The sequence below is a fragment of the Sphingobacterium sp. UBA5670 genome, assembly GCF_002420705.1.
GTDB lineage: Bacteria > Bacteroidota > Bacteroidia > Sphingobacteriales > Sphingobacteriaceae > Sphingobacterium.
In genome coordinates this window covers 88401-108114 of sequence record NZ_DIIM01000009.1, presented here as the reverse complement: position 1 = coordinate 108114, position 19714 = coordinate 88401, and the positions used below count along the sequence as shown (strand labels likewise).

Below are 19714 nucleotides of genomic sequence, written 5' to 3'. Positions count from 1 at the left end.
AAAATCATTATAAATAAGACTTGTTAGATACAATACTACATATCTTGGTTCCCATTGCTATTTTCACCTTTATAGCAGCCTTCACCTTGTTTGCAGTATACGCCGAACGAAAGATTGCCGGATTCGTACAAGATCGCCTAGGACCAATGGAAACAGGAAAGTATGGCAGTCTCCAAACGATCGCCGACATTCTTAAACTGCTCCAAAAAGAATTAATCACCCCCTCATCAGCCGATAAAATCCTCTTTAGGATTGCTCCTATCATTATCTTCGTTGCTGTATTTACAGGTTTTGCTGTTATTCCCTGGGCGAAAGATTTTATTCCGGCGAATACACATACGGGCTTATTCTTTATTATGGCCATCATCTCCATTGACGCCTTAGGCATTTTAATGGCAGGCTGGGGATCTAACAACAAATATTCTTTATTGGGTTCCATGCGTGCCATAGCACAAATGGTATCCTATGAAATACCGGTAGGCCTTTCGCTGATTACTGTAGTGATGCTTACCCAAACCCTAAACTTGAATGAAATCGCCATTGGTCAAGGTATTTTAACCAATGGAAGCATTAAGTTCCTAGGCATTTGGGAGGTCAATGAAATTGGCGGTCTCTTCGCTTGGAACATTTTTCAGGCCCCACATTTGATTATTACCTACATTATATTCTTTATTGCAACCCTCGCCGAGTGTAATCGTGCTCCTTTTGATATTCCGGAAGCCGAATCTGAATTGGTGGGTGGTTTCCATACAGAATATGGGGGGATACAATTTGCCTTTATCTTTTTGGCGGAGTATGCCATGATGTTTTTGGTCTCCATGTTGGGTGTCGTTCTCTTTTTGGGGGGCTGGAACACACCGTTGCCCAATATTGGCGCGATCAGGCTGGCTGATTGGACCACGGGCTTAGCTTGGGGAATATTTTGGACCTTGGCCAAATCATTATTTATTGTCGGTATCCAAATGTGGATTCGATGGACATTACCACGGTTACGTGCAGACCAGCTGATGAGTTTATGCTGGAAAGTATTGACACCACTGGCTTTTCTTTGTATGGCCATTTCTGCAATTTGGCGAATTTTAGTTATAGCATAGGATATGATATTTAAAACGGCTTCGCATGCATTTCGCACGGCAATCAAAGGCTTATCTTTGACTGTTAAACACTTGTTTGGTGCCCGACGTTCGCGAACGGAATTAAATATCAAGAAAGACAATTACTTTGATCAACAGGAGGGTATTGTCACGGTGCAATATCCACGTGAAAAAATGCCTATCCCCGAGGTTGCCCGCTATCAATTGCAAGTCGATATTGAGGACTGTATTGTATGTGATCTATGCGCAAAGGCTTGTCCTGTCGACTGCATCGAAATCGAAGCAATCAAATCACCAGAAGCGATTGGAAAAACCTCAGATGGTAGCGTTAAAAGACTATACCCGGCCAAATTCAATATTGATATGGCCAAATGTATGTATTGTGGATTATGTACTGTCGTATGTCCGACAGAATGCATTACCATGACCAATGAATATGACCGCAGCTCGCAAAAACTGACCGATCTTATCTATGGGTTTTCAGATATGACTGATAGTGAGGTCGCACAGCGCAAAGCAGAGTGGACCAAGTTTCAAGCTGAAAAGGAGGCAGCAAAGCAAAAATAAAAGATGGAAAGTATTTTATTCTATGCCTTTGCTACCCTAGCTATCGGTTCAGCACTTTTACTTGTCAATCTGAAAAATATTGCACGTGCCTTGTTCCTGTTTTTTATTGTGCTATTTGCCATGGCAGGACTCTACTTATTTGCTTTAGCTGATTTTGTGGCTATTACACAAATTATGGTGTATGTTGGTGGTGTACTCATCCTCATGTTGTTTGCTTTTATGCTTTCCAACAAAGAACTTTTAAAAGATCTTCAAGATAGTAGTGGTTCATTCTTAAGCATGCCCAAATGGCAAACAATTCCAGTAGTACTTGGCTTCCTATTCCTAATGATATACGGCATTATTGAATGGCAACAAGCCCCGCCGACATGGATTTTACAAGCTAGAGAAAATAATACCGAGATTGTCGCAACAGATAATAATATTCATCAAATCGGATTGCGTTTTATGACTTTTTATGTATTGCCATTTGAAATTATATCCGTGTTTTTGATGATGGCTTTGATAGGAGCATCACATTTATCCAGAAAGGAGCGTACGACATGATTACACTAACCCATTTTTTGGTGGTAAGTGCTTGTATCTTTTGCATTGGACTCTATACGGTTCTTTCCAAGAAAAATGCAATTATGATTTTGGTCGGTATTGAGTTGATGATCAATGCAGCTATCCTGAACTTTGTGGCCTTTGGAAAATACGATAAATTGAGTTATGGTGGACAAATTTTCGCATTATTTGCCATCGTTCTTGCAGCGGCCGCAGTCGCTGTTGGATTGGCTATCGTATTAAATGTTTATAGACATTACAAAACCATTAATCCGGATGAGATAAACCAATTAAAAGACAAGTAAACATTGGATCAATTTGTTCACATATCACCCCTTCTGACCGCGCTGCTTACCTTAGCGGCACCATTAGCTGCATTCATTTATCAGGCAATATTAGGTAAACGTGATCAATCGGGCTTTATTTCTCTTCTAGCCATTACCGTTAGCTTTATAGCGGGCGGACTTACCTGGTTAGCCATATGGAATAATCCCGTCGTATCTATTCAGGTAAATTGGTTCACTATTGGACAAACGACATTCAAAGTTGGTATCCTCCTGAACAATTTGAGTACCTTGATGCTCCTTTTGGTTCCGACGGTAGCCTTACCTGTACATATTTACTCAAGAGCCTATATGCATGGCGATTCAGGTATTCACCGCTATTGGATGTACCTCAGCTTATTCTGTTTTGCGATGCTGGGATTGGTCATTATGGATAGTCTTTTGCTGATGTACGTTTTTTGGGAACTGGTCGGCTTTGCATCGTATCTCCTCATCGGCTTCTGGTTCACACGTGAAACAGCTGTACAAGCTAATAAAAAGGCATTTTTGGTGAACCGCATCGGTGACCTTGGTTTTCTAATCGGCCTTGCGATCCTATTTACGCAATTCAAGACACTCAATTTAGTCGATTTATTTGGTGAAAATGGCTTAATCTATCAATCCACAATCACGGATGGACTTTGGACATCTCCAGTCAATAGCTTACCTCAGATCTGGCTAACCATTGCTGGACTTGCCTTCTTCTTGGCAGCGATGGCTAAATCTGCACAATTTCCATTACATGTATGGCTTCCTGACGCCATGGAAGGACCTACATCGGTATCGTCATTGATTCACGCCGCGACAATGGTTGCCGCTGGTGTGTTCCTATTGGCTACTGTATTTCCATTATTTAATGAGTCGGCGTTGCTATTTATAGCCATTATAGGCACAATCACTGCTGCATCTGCAGCATACTTTGCGCTTGGCCAATACGACATCAAACGTATTCTTGCATTTTCCACCATATCGCAGTTAGGTTTTATGATGGTTGGGATCGGCATTGGAACATGGGATGCTGCCTTATTCCATCTGACTACGCATGCCTTCTTTAAGTGTCTATTGTTTCTCTCTGCCGGAGCTGTCATCCATGAAATGGCGCATCTTAAGGCACATAGCCATCTAGACTTTGACCCACAGGATCTACGGAATATGGGTGGATTACGTCAATATATGCCAAAGACCTTCGTGCTGATGAGTATAGCTTCGCTAGCACTTGCAGGCTTCCCGTTGACTTCAGGTTATCTATCCAAAGATAGTATCGTTATCTCTTCCTTTGAATGGGCTATTTCAAAAGGTAACTTATACCTTATCATCCCCGCGATTTTAATTCTGGTAAGTATATTAACGGCATTCTACATCGGTCGTTTGCTCTTTAAAGCATTTTTTGGAGAGTTCAGACTGTTGACACAGCTGCAGGACAAACTACATGATCATCCGCTACATGAAGCACCAAAGACCATGTTGATCCCAATGTTTACGTTGGGTCTCTTCTGTCTATTTCCGGCATTCTCTTTCAATCCGTTTTCTTATCATGATTCCTGGTTGATGGATGGCCTTTTATTGGATGAATATGCTTTTGCGCCAAGCCATAGTGCGCACCTTATCATTCCTGCCCTATTGCTCCTTGGTTCTATCATTGGCTGGATTATCGGCTGGAAATGGTATGTTCAAAATAAATACCCGCTAAACTCTGGTAGCTTCGCATTAAAAGCTTCTTTTCATCAGGGGTATATTAACGAATTTTACCAATCGGTCTTTGTTAACGGGACATTAAAATTAGCGCAGTTCTGTTATTGGTTTGATCGCCATATTGTTGACGCTTTAGTTTCATTGATTCAGTTTATCGTCCTATCACTTTCACAGCTTAGTGTTTGGATTGACAAATATATTGTAGACGGTTTTGTCAATACGGTTGCTTCTGTCGCCTATTGGACGGGCAATCAAGTCCGCTTGGTCCAAAACGGAAAGCTACAGACTACTTTGTACTCCGTCTTTTTATTAGTTTTACTTGGTTTAATTTATCTTATATTCTTTTAGGAAATGCCTATTTTATCCTTACTGATATTTTTACCGCTACTGGCTTCGGCGCTTATTCTCGCCTTGCCAACACGCTATAAATCGAGTTACAAATATGTTGCTTTAGCAATCACAGCAATACAATTTGTACTGGCCGGAATATGTTACGCACAATTTGACGCCAGCAAAACAGGAGTCCAAGATCTGGCGGGCTATCAATTTGTTGAACAGCTTTCCTGGATCCGGTTAGACTTAGGATCAATAGGTAAATTAGAGATCGATTATCTTATTGGTATTGATGGGATCTCCATGCCCTTGTTATTGTTGAGTGCATTCGTCATGCTAATGGCTATAGGTGCCTCCTGGAATATCCAGAAAAGTCCGAAGGGATACTTTGCCTTACTCATGGTCCTTAATATGGCTGTTATGGGGATTTTCTGCGCATTGGATTTCTTCCTATTCTATTTGTTTTACGAGGTCATGTTACTGCCACTATACTTCTTGATCGGTATCTGGGGTGGTGCAAGACGCGAGTACGCAGCCATAAAATTCTTTCTATATACCCTATTTGGGTCTGTATTTATGTTGTTGATCATTGTAGGCTTGTATTTTTCAGTAATCAACCCCTTGACTGGAGCACATACCTTCAACATGATCTATATGATGAATCCACAGAATTATCTTGAGGGTTCTATTTTCGGTTGGGAAGGTTACCAAGAAATTTTGGGGATTTCGGCTCGACTGATCGGTTTCATTGTGCTCTTCTTTGCCTTTGCCATTAAAGTACCCATTGTTCCTCTACATACTTGGCTACCGGACGCGCACGTTGAAGCGCCGACACCGGTATCTATTATTCTTGCTGGTATCCTCCTGAAAATTGGTGGTTACGGTATCATTCGTATCTGTTATAGCATCTTTCCTGATATGGCAGCCTTATCCAATTGGTGGCTTGGATTAATCGGCGTTGTCTCCATTATTTATGGTGCTTTGAATGCCTTGTCACAAAAAGACCTGAAACGCATGATTGCTTATTCATCGGTTTCACATATGGGTTTTGTGTTGCTTGGTATTGCATCGCTGACTGCCGAAGGTATTTCTGGCGCCATGTTTCAGATGATTTCCCATGGATTTTTATCCGCTGCACTCTTCTTCCTGGTCGGCGTGGTTTATGACCGAGTACATGACAGAAACATCTATAGTTTCCGTGGCCTAGCTCAAATTATGCCTAAATACACAGGTTATGTCGCTGTCGCATTTTTTGCATCCCTGGGCCTGCCCGGCTTTTCAGCCTTTATTGGCGAAGCCTTTGTCATTATCGGCTCCTTCAATGCGGCGAGTATAGGAACCGGATTACCGCGCTGGATGGCATTGGCGGGATCCATAGGTATCTTATTAAGTGCGGCCTATTTACTTTGGACACTGCAACGCATGTTCTTTGGACAAATTCGCTTAAAAGGCGGGGACTCCTGGAGTAATGCACTGACAGACTTAAATATACGCGAACAGATCATCTTATTTCCTACCCTAGCGCTCGCCTTATTACTTGGAGTTATGCCGGCATTAGTATTTAACAACCTAAACGCTAGTGTTCTGAATCTCGTGAGTTTTATCCAACAATTTATTTAATTCGCATGCTCGCATTCAGTCCATATATCAGTTCTTTCATCGATCAGATTATCGTCAGTATCCCCTATTTTAAGCCCGAACTGACATTGATCGTCACTTTTATTGGTACTATCCTCGCTAGTCTTTTTATTGACAGACATTGGAAGCATACATCTTTTACCATTACCCTCATCGGACTGCTGCTGAGTGGTTGTTACCTATTGGGACAGGGAATTAGTCAGGTAGAAACAGTGGGCTTCTTTGATATGATTCATATTGATGCATTTGCTATAGCTGCTCGATTGATTATGCTGTTGTCGACAATGCTCATCTGTATCTTTATCCAACAACGCCAGCAAGTCCGCCCCTTAGGTGACCTATACGCTGTACTCCTAACCGCAACCCTTGGCTTGAATCTGCTGACTATGTCGAGTAACTGGTTGATGATCTTTATTGCAGTGGAAACAGTTTCGATCAGTTCTTATATTATGGTCGGTTATTTTTCGACCACGAAAGTTCAATCGGAAGCCGCTTTAAAATATGTACTCTTCGGATCGATCTGTGCTGCCGTTATGCTTTACGGTCTGTCTTTACTTTACGGTTTCACGGGAAACTTGAATTTTGATGCACCTAGCCACATTGCTGGTTTGATGGAAGCGCCACAGATCATGATCAGCGTCGCTTTATTGTTTTTGCTGACAGGTATTGGTTTTAAACTGAGCTTCTTCCCTTTTCATGTGTGGAGTCCTGATGTTTATCAGGGAGCCCCAACAGTGATTACGACCTATCTTGCCACTGTACCGAAAATTGCAGTTGTCGTCCTGTTATCCAAGATACTCTCTGCATGGCTTAACGTTTCCTTCTATTTCAGCGATTTCCTGACTTATGTCATTATAGCGATTGCCATTGCAACCATGCTGATCGGTAACCTAGCGGCCTTACGTCAACAGGATGCCAAAAGGATGATGGCCTATTCTTCTATTGGCCATACCGGTATATTACTGATGGCTGTATTGGTTTATCAAAATAATGAGTCAAATGTCCTATTATTTTACCTTTCCATATATGCCTTGATGAATATTGCTGTATTTATCTTCATTGATGCTCTAGAAACTAGTTTAGGAAATACCACGATCGAATCTTATCGTGGCTTAGGAAAACAATTCCCCCTACTATTCACGTCTTTTTCGATCGTTTTAATCGCCTTGATCGGTTTGCCGCCAACGGCCGGTTTTGTCGGAAAGCTTTTGGTCTTTTCCAAAGTGTTTGAGCAATACCAAAACTTCCAATCTTTCAGTTTATTGGCACTGCTTATTGTCGGAGCGCTCACATCGGTTATCTCGCTGTTTTACTATTTTAAAATTCCCTTGAATGCCTTTCTAAAGGACAGCACGACATCTCCAGCGGTTAAATTCAATGCTGTACTTTTATGTATTGGAATCCTGTGTACCCTAGCAGTCTTGATCTTAGGCATCTTTCCCGGTTTATTGCTTTCAGCATTTTAAAAAACAGGGAAACTTCTTTCAATTAAACAAGGTTATCGTTCCATTCACTGGCTTAATGTCTCATCCGAATAGAAAGAATAACTCCATAATATATTTTATATTTCCTCAATAAAAGTACTATTTATGGTTGAGAAGAGACCGATAAATTGTTTTTTATGTAAAGCGCAATTAAATTGCATATAAAAAGCAATTTATCTAAGTTTGTACCATGATTAGTGCAATAGCAAATCCAATTTTTCAACGTGCTATCCAGGATTACCACGTATACGACCAGATTGATCATCCAATCCAAAATCCGTATGACAAACAATCCTTAGAACATCTCCTCTATTTAAAATGCTGGATTGATACCGTCCAATGGCATATGGAGGATGTGGTACGTAATCCCTCTATTGACCCCAAAGATGGCTTATATTGGAAAAGACGGATTGACGAATCAAATCAGTACCGTACCGATACAGTGGAGTATATTGACAGTTATTTCCTACAAAAATTTCAAGATATACAAGCTCGTCCAACAGCAACAATCAATACTGAAAGTCCAGCTTGGGCTATAGACAGGCTTTCCATTTTAGCTCTAAAAATCTACCATATGGAGCAGGAAACATTACGTACAGATGCTTCTGAAGCTCATATCAATGCTTGCCAGGAAAAACTGAACATTTTATTGGAACAGCGGAAGGACTTATCACAAAGTATTGATGATTTGATGGATGCCATCGCGTCTGGCGATAAATACATGAAGGTCTATAAACAGATGAAAATGTATAATGATCCATCATTGAACCCTGTCTTATATTCATCGGGAAAATAAACCATGTCCTTACCGCAACGGATCATAGTAACACGATTTTCAGCTATGGGCGATGTTGCCATGGTTGCTTCGGTCTTGAAAGAATTCTGCATGCAGTACCCTGATGTGGAAATCATTATGGTCAGCAGGCAATTCTTTGCCCCGTTTTTTGAAGGAATAAAAAACATACGCTTTCACGCGATTGAACCCAAATCAACACATCAAGGATTTTGGGGGTTGGTTAGACTGAAAAAAGAACTGGCCAGATATGGCGCAGACGCTATCGCTGACTTACATTTCAATTTGCGTTCCCGCATAATTGATCTCTTATTTTCACTATCGGGTGTAAAAGTCAAACAGCTTGATAAAGGACGTGCAGAGAAGAATGCTTTAACCCGGGAAAACAACAAAATTAAAGTACCATTGAAGCTAACAGTGGAGCGCTATGCCGATGTATTTCGCGCATTAGGCTTTAAATTCGAGCTCAGCAATAAATTGGTTCCTAATTTGCAGGATGTACCCAAAGCGGCTTTTAGTATGTTTGGTAACTTCGATCGAAAGAAAATCGGCATTGCCCCGTTTGCACAGCATCGTTATAAGATTTTTCCACAGGTAAAAATGGAAAAAGTAATAGATTCTTTGACACGCAATGGCTATGACGTACTGTTATTTGGTGGTGGTGAAGAAGAATTCCAAATTGCTCAAAACTGGACAGAGCGATTTCCCAATACCTATAATACAATAGGCAAATTTTCGTTAAGGGAAGAACTCGATTTGATCTCTAATCTAGCTCTCATGATCAGTATGGACTCTTCGGGGCTTCATATGGCATCTCTCATGGGCGTGCGGTGCCTTTCTTTATGGGGAGCAACCCATCCCTATGCTGGATTCACAGGTTATGGACAACAGCTAACAGATTGCATTCAGGTAGAACACCCTAATCGACCAAGCTCAGTGTACGGCAACAAGCCCTGTGATTGTGATGGCATAGAAGCAATCGATTTAATTACATCGGAAATGGTGATTGAAAAAATAAGTGCAATAGGATGAGAATAGGATTCGATGCGAAACGCTATTTCCTAAACAAAACCGGTCTGGGAAATTATAGCCGGGATTTAATTCGTATGCTCGAAAAGTATGCTCCCGAAAATGAGTACCTGAAATATACACCAAAAATTGGCGATCAATATGTCAATCAGTCTGCAAAGCAGGATGATATCCGCTTGCCTCAGGGTTTTATCAACAGCACCTGGCCCAATATCTGGCGCAATCAGCGTATTGTTCATGATTTAAAAAAAGATAAGATTGACATTTTCCACGGACTGTCGGGTGAAATTCCCATAGGATTAGCAAAGGCGCACATTAAATCCATCGTGACCATCCACGACTTAATTTTTTTAAGACATCCCGAACTTTATCATCCAATTGACCGTTGGATTTACAAAAAGAAATTCAGACATGCATGCGAAGCGTCTGATCGTATCGTTGCCATAAGTGAATGTACTAAAAATGATATTGTCGACCTATTTCATATCGCTGAAGAAAAAATAGATGTTGTTTACCAAGGATGCCATGAAGCATTCAAAACCATCAAAACTGAAGAGCAGAAGGCGGAACTTAGAAACAAGCTAAAATTGCCAAAGGATTTCTTATTAAATGTTGGAACTATTGAACCCAGAAAGAATATCCTACCTACAGTAAAAGCGATCAAAGACATCGATATTCCCCTTGTTATTGTAGGAAAGCCGACACGCTATCATCAGGAGATCATGGATTATATCCGACAAAATAATATGGAGAACAGGATATTCTTTTTCCAGGGGTTGGCGATGGAAGAGTTGGCAGTTCTATATGCTTCGGCAACGATTTTTATCTACCCATCAATTTACGAAGGCTTTGGCATTCCTATTATAGAAGCGCTCTACTCAGGTACACCTGTGATCACAAGCAAAATGGGCGTATTTCCAGAAGCTGGGGGTCCGGCGTCTTGCTATATTGATCCTACAGATGTGTCGCAGATACAGCATGCCATAGCAACACTGCTTGCCGATTCCGCCAAGCGGTATGAAATGATCGAAAAGGGGCTTGAATTTGTGCAGAAGTTTAATGACGACAAGGTTGCCAAGCAAATGGCTTCCATTTACGCCAGCTTATAAATTGACCGATTGGCCCGTTGAAATAAAATACTTCTTCAATACATGAAGAGAAACAAATTCTTCTTCTGCCTGATTCAAAAACAATTTCACATAAGCGTTGGCCTGTTTAACAATTGCTTCAGCGGCCTCGGGGTGATTAATATAATACTGCAGCTTTTCCTCCAAATCCGAATAATCACTTTTAATGCAGATAAAGTGATGGTCAGGCAGCAATGTCCCCTCCATAAACCAGGTTTCATACGTTGGCATCGGCATGACAGCGATGGAATTTGAAGACATGATCCACTTCAAATTTGTCGCCACATCGTTTCCTTCCAAGGCAAGAATAAATTTATAAGACAAGTGTCCAGTGATCGAAAGATAATCTGGATCTGAAGACTTAAATGCCTTTTTTAAATCACATAATGGATGTTTGTGGTATTTCTGAAAGAAAAGTTCCCGATGAACCTGTGCAAACTCACTCCTTCCAACAAGCTTATTTTTTTTCTCCCCAAAAGGTATATGGTCAGTAATAAAATTAAAGTGCCTACTCTTATCCAAGTTCAATAACACCGAGTTGGCATTATCACCTGCTATTGGTCTACTTTTTACCAGCGCGGGTTTATCTGGGATATCAATAATATCTCCAGGCAGAATTTGAAATTTTAATCGCTGATCAAAATAGTCAAGATATTCTTTGCTATCAAAATAATAAACACGAATTTTCTCCGGCATCTTATAATCTTTGATCTGAATTGCTTCATCTGACAAGGACTGCTGCGGGGATAACTTATTATAATAGTTTATCCTAAACCGAACCCATTCAGACACATCTGTTAGGTTTTTGTTCAATAGCGCTGATGCTTTTTTTCGTAAGAGCAGCTTCGGCCTCAACTGCCGTCCCAATACACTCAGATAATAAAAGAATTTAACATTCTTATTTTTTAAAAAGATCTTCTTGAAATTCAAACTCATAGCATATATAAGAAATAAGAGCCGCCTTTAACTAATCGTCCATAGGTTTGACTACGGGCACACGAAGCTGCATTTTTTTCCAATGCAGTGAGCGGTCGCCGTAAATCAGGATCTTACTGAGCTTATACTTAAATTTCAGGAGCCCTTGATAATCGTCTGCTATCCGACGATAGGAAACCTGAGGATCTTCTTTTAAAACCAAATTTATGGCCTCAGTATAAACTGTTGGTCCTGTCATCTGATGAACGTCGTGTGGGTATCTATTTTCCTCTATATTTCGTACGATCAGTTCGATCGTTTTTTTCAGAAATGGGTGTCCTTTATCGTAGATCAATGCCCATTGTGCATAAAGACTCCTATTCTTCTCATGGGTAATAACAGCAGTATCATCAGGCCTAATAACACGATCCAACACACCGATAATATCGCTATCTAAATCTAAATAGATACCACCATACACATATAAAACCGCATACCTAAAAAAATCCGCTTTGGCGGCCCCTATCTGTAAACGGGCAAAGGCCTTATACGTACGTTGGTCAAAATTTTCCCTGATAAGTGTATCAATTTGAGCATCATCAAAGAATTTCCTACTATAGCCTTTATTTCGCTTTAGAAATCGCCAAATATAAAACTTCGTCAATAAGGGTATCTTATTGGTTTTAAAAGTCTGATAGATAACTTTTGGAATAGCCACTTGGAATAAAAATTAAATTATGGTAATAAATAGCCTGTACAGTGTTGTAAAAATAGATTCAAAACTATAAAACATGTAAAAATAACGATATATCCCTTACAAATATGTATTTTTCTTGTATTTAGTTGATCATATATTGTTCTAGAGAACAATAAATATTCACTTCGCAAACATTTCATTTTTTTTATATTTTATTACAAAAAATATGTAATATATTTGTCACAAAGCAATAAAGCCCAGTAAGGTGATCTACATTGTGAAAAACATTAAATGTCATTTTTTCAATTAAGTTGTAACGAATTAGCGAACTTTTACGTTACAATAAAGTATGGTCCAATTTTTCAATTATATCGTATACCTTGAGTCAAAAAATAAGCGCTTTAATCATTACATACAATGAAGAGGATAATATAGCGGAAGTCCTCAAAAGCATGGAGTTTGCAGATGAGATCATTGTTGTGGATTCATTCAGTACCGATCGAACAGTTGAGTTAGCTGGTCTGCACCCCAAGGTGAAAATTTATCAAAACAAATTTGAGGATTTCACCAAGCAGCGCAATTTGGCCTTGACTTATGCGAATAACGATTGGGTACTTTTTTTGGATGCCGATGAGCGTTTGACTGCAGCTTGCCAAACGGAGATATTGTCGACAATAAACGATCCGCAAGCAAAAGATGCTTATTATATGTATCGTTTATTTTTCTTTTGTGGTGAACGCATTAATTTTTCGGGAACGCAAAACGATAAGAACTTCCGTTTGTTCAAAAAAAGTAAAGCAACGTACGACACGAAAAAGAAAGTGCATGAGACATTGCTTGTCAATGGTACAATTGGTAGCTTAAAAAACAAGATATGGCACTATTCCTTTGCAGACTATGCAAGTTATAAGGAAAAAATGGTCCATTATGGTCAGCTTAAAGGTAAAGAGCTATACGCCAAAGATAAGCGGTATTCGCTCTTCAGTCACCTAGCCAAAGTATCCTTTAAATTTTTTAAGGCATACTTTTTGAAACTAGGAATATTAGATGGGCGACGAGGATATCAACTTTGCTACTTACAGAGTCTCAGTGTACATGAAACTTTTAAGTCATTGAAAAGAGAAGAAAAAAATGAAGATTTGCATTATAAGCTTTGATTACTGGAATTACGACCACCATATTGTAAAGAAATTACAAGAAAAGGGTATTGATGCATCACATATCAATATGGGGGCATATAAATACAAAAATTTTGGTGAACGGGCTTCCAATGCAATAAGCAAAATTTTTCTGAATAGAAATATCAAACATATAAAACGGCAAGAGTACGTACTAGATACCTTGGAAAAACTAGGTCCTCAGGATCAAATATTGGTGCTTAACCCACATACCTTAGATTACAAGACTATCAAACAGATCAAATCTTATACACCATATTTAATTTCCTATCTGTATGATAACCTCGAGCGTTTTCCAGTGGAAGAAAAGTTGGAGTTGTTTGATAAGATCTATTCTTTTGAAGATAGGGATGTAAAAAAATATGGTTTTGAGAAGATAACAAACTACAATTATCTTTCAGAACAACCGATTCAGACCGAGGAAATTGAAAACGACTTATTCTATATCACTTCCTATGACAAACGGCGTATTAAGCTCCTTCGTAAACTCACGGCTCGTCTTTCTACCCTCCAAGTACGAAGTAAGATTATTGTGGTCGGAAAACAGGTATGGAAAGAGAAATTACGGAACTTTATATTAAGGCCGAAAGGCGCATCATTGATAGAATACCGAAAAAAACCTATCGACAATGAAGCCGTCTTAAAAGAATACAAAAAGTCAAAAGCGATAATAGATTTGATGCGTGAAGGACAAGAAGGTTTAAGTTTTCGAGTTTTTGAAGCTATGGCTCTAGAGAAGAAAATAATAACAGATAATCCATGTATTATTGATTATGATCTATATACCACACAAAATATTCTATATATAGATAAAAATTTAAGTAATTTAGACACATCATTCTTAAATAGCCCTTATAAAGCTTTATCCAACGACATTTATGAGCGCTATACACTTGATGCTTGGCTGCAGAAAATTTTTAATCTTAAAACTCTTCTATATTAAATGAAGAAAAAAATTCTATTTATCGCTCCAGGATATTACGGATTTAATGAAGTGGTAAGCGAGGGGCTCAAAAAATACAGTGGTTATAAAATAATTGACGTCAATTCAACACTCCCCTACCAATACAAAAATCTCGGAGAACGTATCTATAATTTTTTCCTCAAAACTTTTTTGGGTAAAAATTTGAAAGAGATCAAAAAAGGACAATATATCCGACAAACTATAACTCAGCACGGAGAAATCGATTTATTAATCGTTAATCGCCCAGATGTATTGACAGCAGAAGATTTACATCTTGCTCAGCAAGCCTGTAAACGATCAGTATGCTTATTCTGGGACAGTATAGATAAAATTCCCTCACAAAAGAATTTTATTAATTCTTTCGATACTATATTTAGCTTTGACCCCGTCGATTGTGAGCAATTTGGTTTTAAATCAATTACAAATTTCTATTTTGCAACTCTACGTAAAACAATATTACAATATGATATTGCATTACTGATGACTTACGACAAAAGAATCACTGATGCAATTAAATTGTTCAAATATTTTGAAAAACATGGAATAAAAGCTAAAGCAAAAATATTCACCTACAAATCCCACCCTATTAAGGAAGATCTTCCAAAAAATATGGAAGTAATTCATACAATTGTTCCATTTAATAAAGCCTATGAATACTATCTTGATAGCAAGATAATACTAGATTTAGCACACCCAAACCAACGCGGCCTATCATTTAGACCATTTGAAGCTATCGGTTTGGAAAAAAAATTAATAACTACTGCTAATATTGATCAAGCGGATTTATATCATGAGGACAACGTATACATCATTAAAGATATAAATACGATAGATATACCTAAATCTTTTATAGAGAACGATTATAGAATAATCAGCAGCAATATCAAGGAAAAGTATTTTATAAAAAACTGGATTCAAACGATCATATCATAATGCCAAATACGCCAACTATTTATTTTATTTGTCCAACCAATAGATCTGCGAGCGGTGGTGTAAAACAAATGTACCGTCAAGTACAAGTCCTGAATGAGGCTGGTTATCATGCTATAATTCTACATCGTAAAATAGGAAAAGTAGAACGTTGGTTCCATGCCAAAGTTCCCATAAAATACAATCCTTGGTTATTCAAAAGATTAAAATACGATTACCGACAAAAAAAGATCACATTCACTAAAAAAATATTTTTAAAAATACTTCGGTTGATTAGCTGTCATATTGAAAAAGATGCTATTCTAGTATTCCCTGAAATCTATGGCCCCCGAATCCATAAGATCATGCCCTTAAATAAGCGTGTTATTTTTAATCAGAATTGCTATTATACTTTTGACCATTTTGGATTAGATGAAGACTATAAAGATACACCTTATAACTCCACCGATACTCTAGCTACAATTGTCGCCTCTGAAGATGCAAAAGATTATTTTAATTATGCTTTTCCGCATATAAAAACCCTAAAAATGAACTTAGGAATAGACCATAATATCTTTTCATTGGGCACAAACAAAAAAAAACAGATATGCTTCATGCCTAGAAAGCTTGGTGGAGACGTTGCGCAGGTTATTAATATTCTTCGATTAACTGAGCTGCCAAACGACTGGTCTCTCATATCTATTGATAATAAAACTGAATCAGAGGTTGCCGCTATTATGAAAGAGAGTATGATCTTTTTAAGCTTCAACTTTAGAGAGGGCTTCGGTTTACCGCCTGTTGAAGCTATGGCATGTGGCTGCTATATAATAGGTTATATTGGTCAAGGTGGCAGGGAATATTTTAACCCTTCATTTACAACAGCAGTTAATGAAGGAAATATCATCGATTATGTCGAATCAGTAAAGAAAATTATTGATAAATTTAATGTGAACCAAGACGAGATGTTAGAAAAGGGTCGACTGGCTTCTAAATTTGTTTTTGCTCATTACACGATAGAAAAAGAAACAGAAGATACGTTAAACATTTGGAATGAAATCATGCAATCCTCCAAACTATTGGCTCGATAATCACGATTTAAAATACGAATGGAATACAATAATAGAAAAATTATTATACTGGGTACTCCAAAAAACTTTGGACTGAATTTAGTAATCCGCGGACAACTGGAATCCTTAGGATTTGAAGTTGTGGATATTAATATAGAAGAAAAAGCATTTTATTACAAAAGTTATTTCCTACGGCTCAAAAACCTTTTTCGAAAACTTATTTTAAAAGATCATCAGTATAAAAATCTATTACGCAAAAGATTTTTGGATGAACAATATGAGGAAAAATTTGCACATATCCAGCGAGCAGATTATGCACTTTTTATCCGACCAGATATATTTCCCAAATCAATTATTTCTCAGGTAAAAAGTATCACTGGACTTACAGTCGCTTATCAGTGGGATGGTTTAAATCGATATCCAGATATTTTTTCTAGAATGGAGCTTTTTGATCGATTTTTTGTTTTTGATCCTGCTGATTTAGCCATTGACGGTACTTTACCATTAACCAACTTCTATCTGGATCAGCAATTAACTGAACAAGAAAACGGCAGTTTAATTATTCCCTCCATTGATATACTTTTCATAGGCACCTATATTGAAGAAAGAATCGCTGATATTTATCGGTTCTTCAATTTATTCAAAGATCGAAAAGAATTAAAAATCAAAGCAATAATTAATACTCACAGCGACAAGTTGGTAAAAGAAATAAAAGAACAGTGCCCTATCATCAGCACTATTTATGACGGCATCACTTATTTAGAGAATATTGATATGGTTAGGCGGTCCAACGTCTTAGTCGATTTTTCTAATTATTTACATGATGGATTATCTTTTCGTGTTTTTGAAGCAATTGGCTTCAAAAAAAAGCTGATCACAACCCAAAAGTCGATTAAAGAATATGATTTCTATCAACCAGAGAATATACTGATCATTGATTCTACAACAGATTACGATCAGGTCATTACATTCCTTAACGCCCCTATGCAAGAAATATCGTCTATAATAAAGAGAAAATATAGCTTCTCTAACTGGATTAAGTATGTTCTTGACCAGAAAGATTATATTCCGATCAATTTCCCTATTCAGCTATAATTTATAAGGTTTCAATTCATTAATTACGTAGTTTAACATTTTTTAAAAATAAACAGATGTAATGAAAACCTCTTTGTACTCGTTATTGATTATAATCATATAAGAAAATATTCATTCCGATAGATGAGTACGGTCACAACTTTTTTATAACTAATTATACAATGGCATGTTGTGATTTTTTAAAAAATAGAATGAAATGGGAGAAACAAAAAAGATCTTAGTAGCAACTAATCATCTAGCCGGAGTCGGCGGTTCAGAAATGTATACTTATGATTTAATCAAAGCACTTAACGTACGGCCTAATGTTGAAGTAGAATACTTCACTTTTGATAAAGGCTTAATTTCAGATAAGATAGAAGAAGAATTACACATACCTTTTATGAAAAAGAAAAGATATGATCTGATCTTTGCTAATCACAATAGCTCGGTTAAAGAACTCTTTGCCAAGGCCCCCATCATTCAGATCTGCCACGGTATTGTACCCGAGTTAGAACAACCCTCTCCCCTTGCAGATTATCATGTAGCCATTTCAGAAGAAATATCCGATCATCTAGTGAACCTCGGTTATGCAAATGATATTATTCTAAATGGAATTGATGTACAGAAAAAAAAACCATTACGTCCAATAAACAGCACACTTCAAAGCGTACTGTCGTTATGTCAGAGTGATAAGGCCAATGCAAAATTAAAGGCTGTCTGTGATGCTAAAGGTTTAGACTTTCAGGCTTATAACAAAAATAGTAATCCAGCAGTCAACATTGAGCAAAAGATTAATCTTTTTGATTTAGTAGTAGGAATCGGCAGATCTATCTATGATGCAATGGCGTGCGGACGTCCCAGTTTAATATATGATCATCGTGTATACAACGGAAATAAAGCAGATGGCTATTTACGTCCCGAGAATTTTTCAAAATATGTGAAGATGAATTGCTCCGGGCGTTATCTTAACCGACAGTATCAAGAAAAAGAACTGATCCGGGAACTGGAGAAATACAAGCCCGAAGACGGAGAGAAACTAAGAAAGATTGCTTTGTCAGAATTGAATGCCTATAAAATGGTAGATCAGCTGCTAAATACCGAAGAACGATTAAACTGGCGTAATCGCATCAATAAATGGAAACGTTTTACCGAACATACGAAATTAGTAAAACATGCATTTTTCTATAAAAAATTATATGCATTTACCAAAAATGAGTATTTCAACAGATAGTTACCCCTCCAATAGTCATCGGAAAAAATCAAGTAATCTCTCCCTTAATAGCGTGTTTACTGTATATTCTTTTTTTCAAAATAATCGAATTTCATTTTATATTTCATTAAGCCAAAGTTCTCTAAGCTGTTCAGTTTATACCAAATCGGGAATTCGTAGCTTTTATTTCTTTTGTCGCTCTTTTCTTTGAACACCTTCCATGCGGCTTCTATTTCCTTCAATCCTTCAGCTCTTTTAATATAACTTTCCTTACTACCACTGCGTAAATAGATAACTATAGAGCTTAATTCTAAAAGATCTTTATCTGTATTATCCAGCTGCTCACCTGCTTTCAGCTTCTTCAAGATATTCTTGATCTCATCAACAGCATAATCACTTTCAACTAAAATCAAACTATGTTGCCCATAAGCAGCAGCGCTTACATAGGTTGGCACATTCCCTTCTGTAGTCAGGGATTCTACATATTTTTTATCGAAGAAAGCCGCAAACTCATCATATTGTGTTCCAAGCACAAGGTCCAACAAAACCTGATCTTCATAATAACCATGCTTTCGCTGCACCATTCTTTCTCCATCTTTATCCTTAACAATGAGTGTGAGAATTTCATCCGCATCAGAGCTATTTTGTAAGAAAGTCCTGATCATATTGTAATCAGAGAAATTACCATAGCTAAAATTGACATTTGCAGAAAATATATCATTCTTAAACAACTTTGCATAAGCTGCAACATTTTGATAATTCGGGGTAAAATCGCCAAACTTAATCGTACTTCGATCTGAATTATGAACAACTTTCATCTTAAAATTACTGATGTCTACACGCAGCTTCTCTAATTCCCCCCCTTCCTTTGTACTATCAACCAACCACAATCCTCCTAAGAAAAGATCTTTATCAATTGTGTTTGACATCATAAAATAGTTTGAAGAAAATACAGTGCTATTTTTACGATACTCCACCAGATCGGTCTCATTATCAAATTGTTCATCTTTCGAACAAGATGTTAAAAATAAAACTGGAATTAAAATAAAAGATAGAATCTGTTTCATTGCTAAT

Annotated in this window: 19 protein-coding genes; 16 read left to right on the top strand and 3 right to left on the bottom strand. The window is 37.8% G+C overall.

Annotated elements, in window-relative coordinates; all coding sequences use genetic code 11:
• The first annotated feature begins 20 nt into the window (after positions 1–20).
• The 10 genes from nuoH to B3C94_RS08730 all read left to right on the top strand — a co-directional run bounded on the left by nuoH (position 21) and on the right by B3C94_RS08730 (position 10608).
• Complete coding sequence (gene nuoH, locus B3C94_RS08775) at positions 21–1094, top strand: NADH-quinone oxidoreductase subunit NuoH (protein WP_293902134.1); 1074 nt, start codon at positions 21–23, stop codon at positions 1092–1094.
• Positions 1095–1097: 3 nt separating this feature from the next.
• Positions 1098–1661: a NuoI/complex I 23 kDa subunit family protein gene (locus B3C94_RS08770; protein WP_046672765.1), complete on the top strand. Its 564-nt coding sequence runs from the start codon at positions 1098–1100 to the stop codon at positions 1659–1661.
• Positions 1662–1664: 3 nt separating this feature from the next.
• Positions 1665–2207, top strand: a complete 543-nt coding sequence (locus B3C94_RS08765) for an NADH-quinone oxidoreductase subunit J (protein WP_293902129.1) — start codon at positions 1665–1667, stop codon at positions 2205–2207.
• Entirely contained in the window at positions 2204–2512 is a 309-nt protein-coding gene (gene nuoK / locus B3C94_RS08760; RefSeq protein WP_075994232.1) for an NADH-quinone oxidoreductase subunit NuoK, read from the top strand. Before B3C94_RS08765 ends, nuoK begins: the two co-directional genes overlap by 4 nt.
• Before the next feature lie 3 nt (positions 2513–2515).
• Positions 2516–4570, top strand: a complete 2055-nt coding sequence (locus tag B3C94_RS08755) for an NADH-quinone oxidoreductase subunit L (RefSeq protein ID WP_293902124.1) — start codon at positions 2516–2518, stop codon at positions 4568–4570.
• Positions 4571–4573: 3 nt separating this feature from the next.
• On the top strand, positions 4574–6175 hold the full coding sequence (locus tag B3C94_RS08750) for a complex I subunit 4 family protein (protein ID WP_293902121.1): 1602 nt from the start codon (positions 4574–4576) through the stop codon (positions 6173–6175).
• 5 nt (positions 6176–6180) lie between these two features.
• Positions 6181–7659 (top strand): NADH-quinone oxidoreductase subunit N, encoded by a 1479-nt coding sequence (locus B3C94_RS08745; protein ID WP_293902118.1) that lies wholly within the window; start codon positions 6181–6183, stop codon positions 7657–7659.
• 208 nt (positions 7660–7867) lie between these two features.
• Positions 7868–8473, top strand: coding sequence for a DUF4254 domain-containing protein (locus B3C94_RS08740; protein WP_293902115.1), 606 nt, complete (start codon positions 7868–7870; stop codon positions 8471–8473).
• A 3-nt stretch (positions 8474–8476) separates the two neighbouring features.
• Positions 8477–9502 (top strand): glycosyltransferase family 9 protein, encoded by a 1026-nt coding sequence (locus tag B3C94_RS08735; RefSeq protein ID WP_293902112.1) that lies wholly within the window; start codon positions 8477–8479, stop codon positions 9500–9502.
• Positions 9499–10608, top strand: coding sequence for a glycosyltransferase family 4 protein (locus B3C94_RS08730; RefSeq protein WP_293902109.1), 1110 nt, complete (start codon positions 9499–9501; stop codon positions 10606–10608). Before B3C94_RS08735 ends, B3C94_RS08730 begins: the two co-directional genes overlap by 4 nt.
• Here the strand turns inward: B3C94_RS08730 and B3C94_RS08725 are convergent.
• Positions 10603–11562 carry a glycosyl transferase family 90 gene (locus B3C94_RS08725; RefSeq protein ID WP_293902106.1) on the bottom strand — a complete coding sequence of 320 codons (960 nt, stop codon included), beginning with the start codon at positions 11560–11562 and terminating at the stop codon, positions 10603–10605. The two genes, B3C94_RS08730 and B3C94_RS08725, sit on opposite strands and share 6 nt — an antisense overlap.
• Positions 11563–11593: 31 nt before the next feature.
• Positions 11594–12259 carry a glycosyltransferase family 32 protein gene (locus tag B3C94_RS08720; protein WP_293902103.1) on the bottom strand — a complete coding sequence of 222 codons (666 nt, stop codon included), beginning with the start codon at positions 12257–12259 and terminating at the stop codon, positions 11594–11596.
• A gap of 359 nt (positions 12260–12618) precedes the next feature.
• Between B3C94_RS08720 and B3C94_RS08715 the strand changes: the two genes are divergently transcribed.
• From B3C94_RS08715 to B3C94_RS08690, 6 genes are all read left to right on the top strand, one after another.
• On the top strand, positions 12619–13395 hold the full coding sequence (locus B3C94_RS08715) for a glycosyltransferase family 2 protein (protein WP_293902100.1): 777 nt from the start codon (positions 12619–12621) through the stop codon (positions 13393–13395).
• Positions 13370–14359: a hypothetical protein gene (locus tag B3C94_RS08710; RefSeq protein WP_293902097.1), complete on the top strand. Its 990-nt coding sequence runs from the start codon at positions 13370–13372 to the stop codon at positions 14357–14359. Before B3C94_RS08715 ends, B3C94_RS08710 begins: the two co-directional genes overlap by 26 nt.
• The gene (locus B3C94_RS08705; protein ID WP_293902094.1) at positions 14360–15313 is read left to right on the top strand and encodes a hypothetical protein; all 954 of its coding nucleotides are present in this window, start codon (positions 14360–14362) and stop codon (positions 15311–15313) included. It begins immediately after the preceding gene.
• Positions 15313–16377 (top strand): glycosyltransferase, encoded by a 1065-nt coding sequence (locus tag B3C94_RS08700; protein WP_248932558.1) that lies wholly within the window; start codon positions 15313–15315, stop codon positions 16375–16377. Before B3C94_RS08705 ends, B3C94_RS08700 begins: the two co-directional genes overlap by 1 nt.
• Before the next feature lie 120 nt (positions 16378–16497).
• Positions 16498–17451: a hypothetical protein gene (locus B3C94_RS08695; protein ID WP_293902087.1), complete on the top strand. Its 954-nt coding sequence runs from the start codon at positions 16498–16500 to the stop codon at positions 17449–17451.
• A gap of 196 nt (positions 17452–17647) precedes the next feature.
• Positions 17648–18661: a hypothetical protein gene (locus B3C94_RS08690; protein ID WP_293902084.1), complete on the top strand. Its 1014-nt coding sequence runs from the start codon at positions 17648–17650 to the stop codon at positions 18659–18661.
• 56 nt (positions 18662–18717) lie between these two features.
• Here the strand turns inward: B3C94_RS08690 and B3C94_RS08685 are convergent, their stop codons facing one another.
• The gene (locus B3C94_RS08685) at positions 18718–19707 is read right to left on the bottom strand and encodes a hypothetical protein (protein ID WP_293902081.1); all 990 of its coding nucleotides are present in this window, start codon (positions 19705–19707) and stop codon (positions 18718–18720) included.
• Positions 19708–19714: the final 7 nt, after the last annotated feature.

Bases quoted from the DNA above. Each gene is read 5' to 3' on its own strand.
- B3C94_RS08770 (WP_046672765.1), top strand. From the start codon at position 1,098: ATGATATTTAAAACGGCTTCGCATGCATTTCGCACGGCAATCAAAGGC.
- B3C94_RS08765 (WP_293902129.1), top strand. From the start codon at position 1,665: ATGGAAAGTATTTTATTCTATGCCTTTGCTACCCTAGCTATCGGTTCA.
- nuoK (WP_075994232.1), top strand. From the start codon at position 2,204: ATGATTACACTAACCCATTTTTTGGTGGTAAGTGCTTGTATCTTTTGC.
- B3C94_RS08750 (WP_293902121.1), top strand. From the start codon at position 4,574: ATGCCTATTTTATCCTTACTGATATTTTTACCGCTACTGGCTTCGGCG.
- B3C94_RS08745 (WP_293902118.1), top strand. From the start codon at position 6,181: ATGCTCGCATTCAGTCCATATATCAGTTCTTTCATCGATCAGATTATC.
- B3C94_RS08740 (WP_293902115.1), top strand. From the start codon at position 7,868: ATGATTAGTGCAATAGCAAATCCAATTTTTCAACGTGCTATCCAGGAT.
- B3C94_RS08735 (WP_293902112.1), top strand. From the start codon at position 8,477: ATGTCCTTACCGCAACGGATCATAGTAACACGATTTTCAGCTATGGGC.
- B3C94_RS08730 (WP_293902109.1), top strand. From the start codon at position 9,499: ATGAGAATAGGATTCGATGCGAAACGCTATTTCCTAAACAAAACCGGT.
- B3C94_RS08725 (WP_293902106.1), bottom strand. From the start codon at position 11,562: ATGAGTTTGAATTTCAAGAAGATCTTTTTAAAAAATAAGAATGTTAAA.
- B3C94_RS08710 (WP_293902097.1), top strand. From the start codon at position 13,370: ATGAAGATTTGCATTATAAGCTTTGATTACTGGAATTACGACCACCAT.
- B3C94_RS08705 (WP_293902094.1), top strand. From the start codon at position 14,360: ATGAAGAAAAAAATTCTATTTATCGCTCCAGGATATTACGGATTTAAT.
- B3C94_RS08700 (WP_248932558.1), top strand. From the start codon at position 15,313: ATGCCAAATACGCCAACTATTTATTTTATTTGTCCAACCAATAGATCT.
- B3C94_RS08690 (WP_293902084.1), top strand. From the start codon at position 17,648: ATGGGAGAAACAAAAAAGATCTTAGTAGCAACTAATCATCTAGCCGGA.
- B3C94_RS08685 (WP_293902081.1), bottom strand. From the start codon at position 19,707: ATGAAACAGATTCTATCTTTTATTTTAATTCCAGTTTTATTTTTAACA.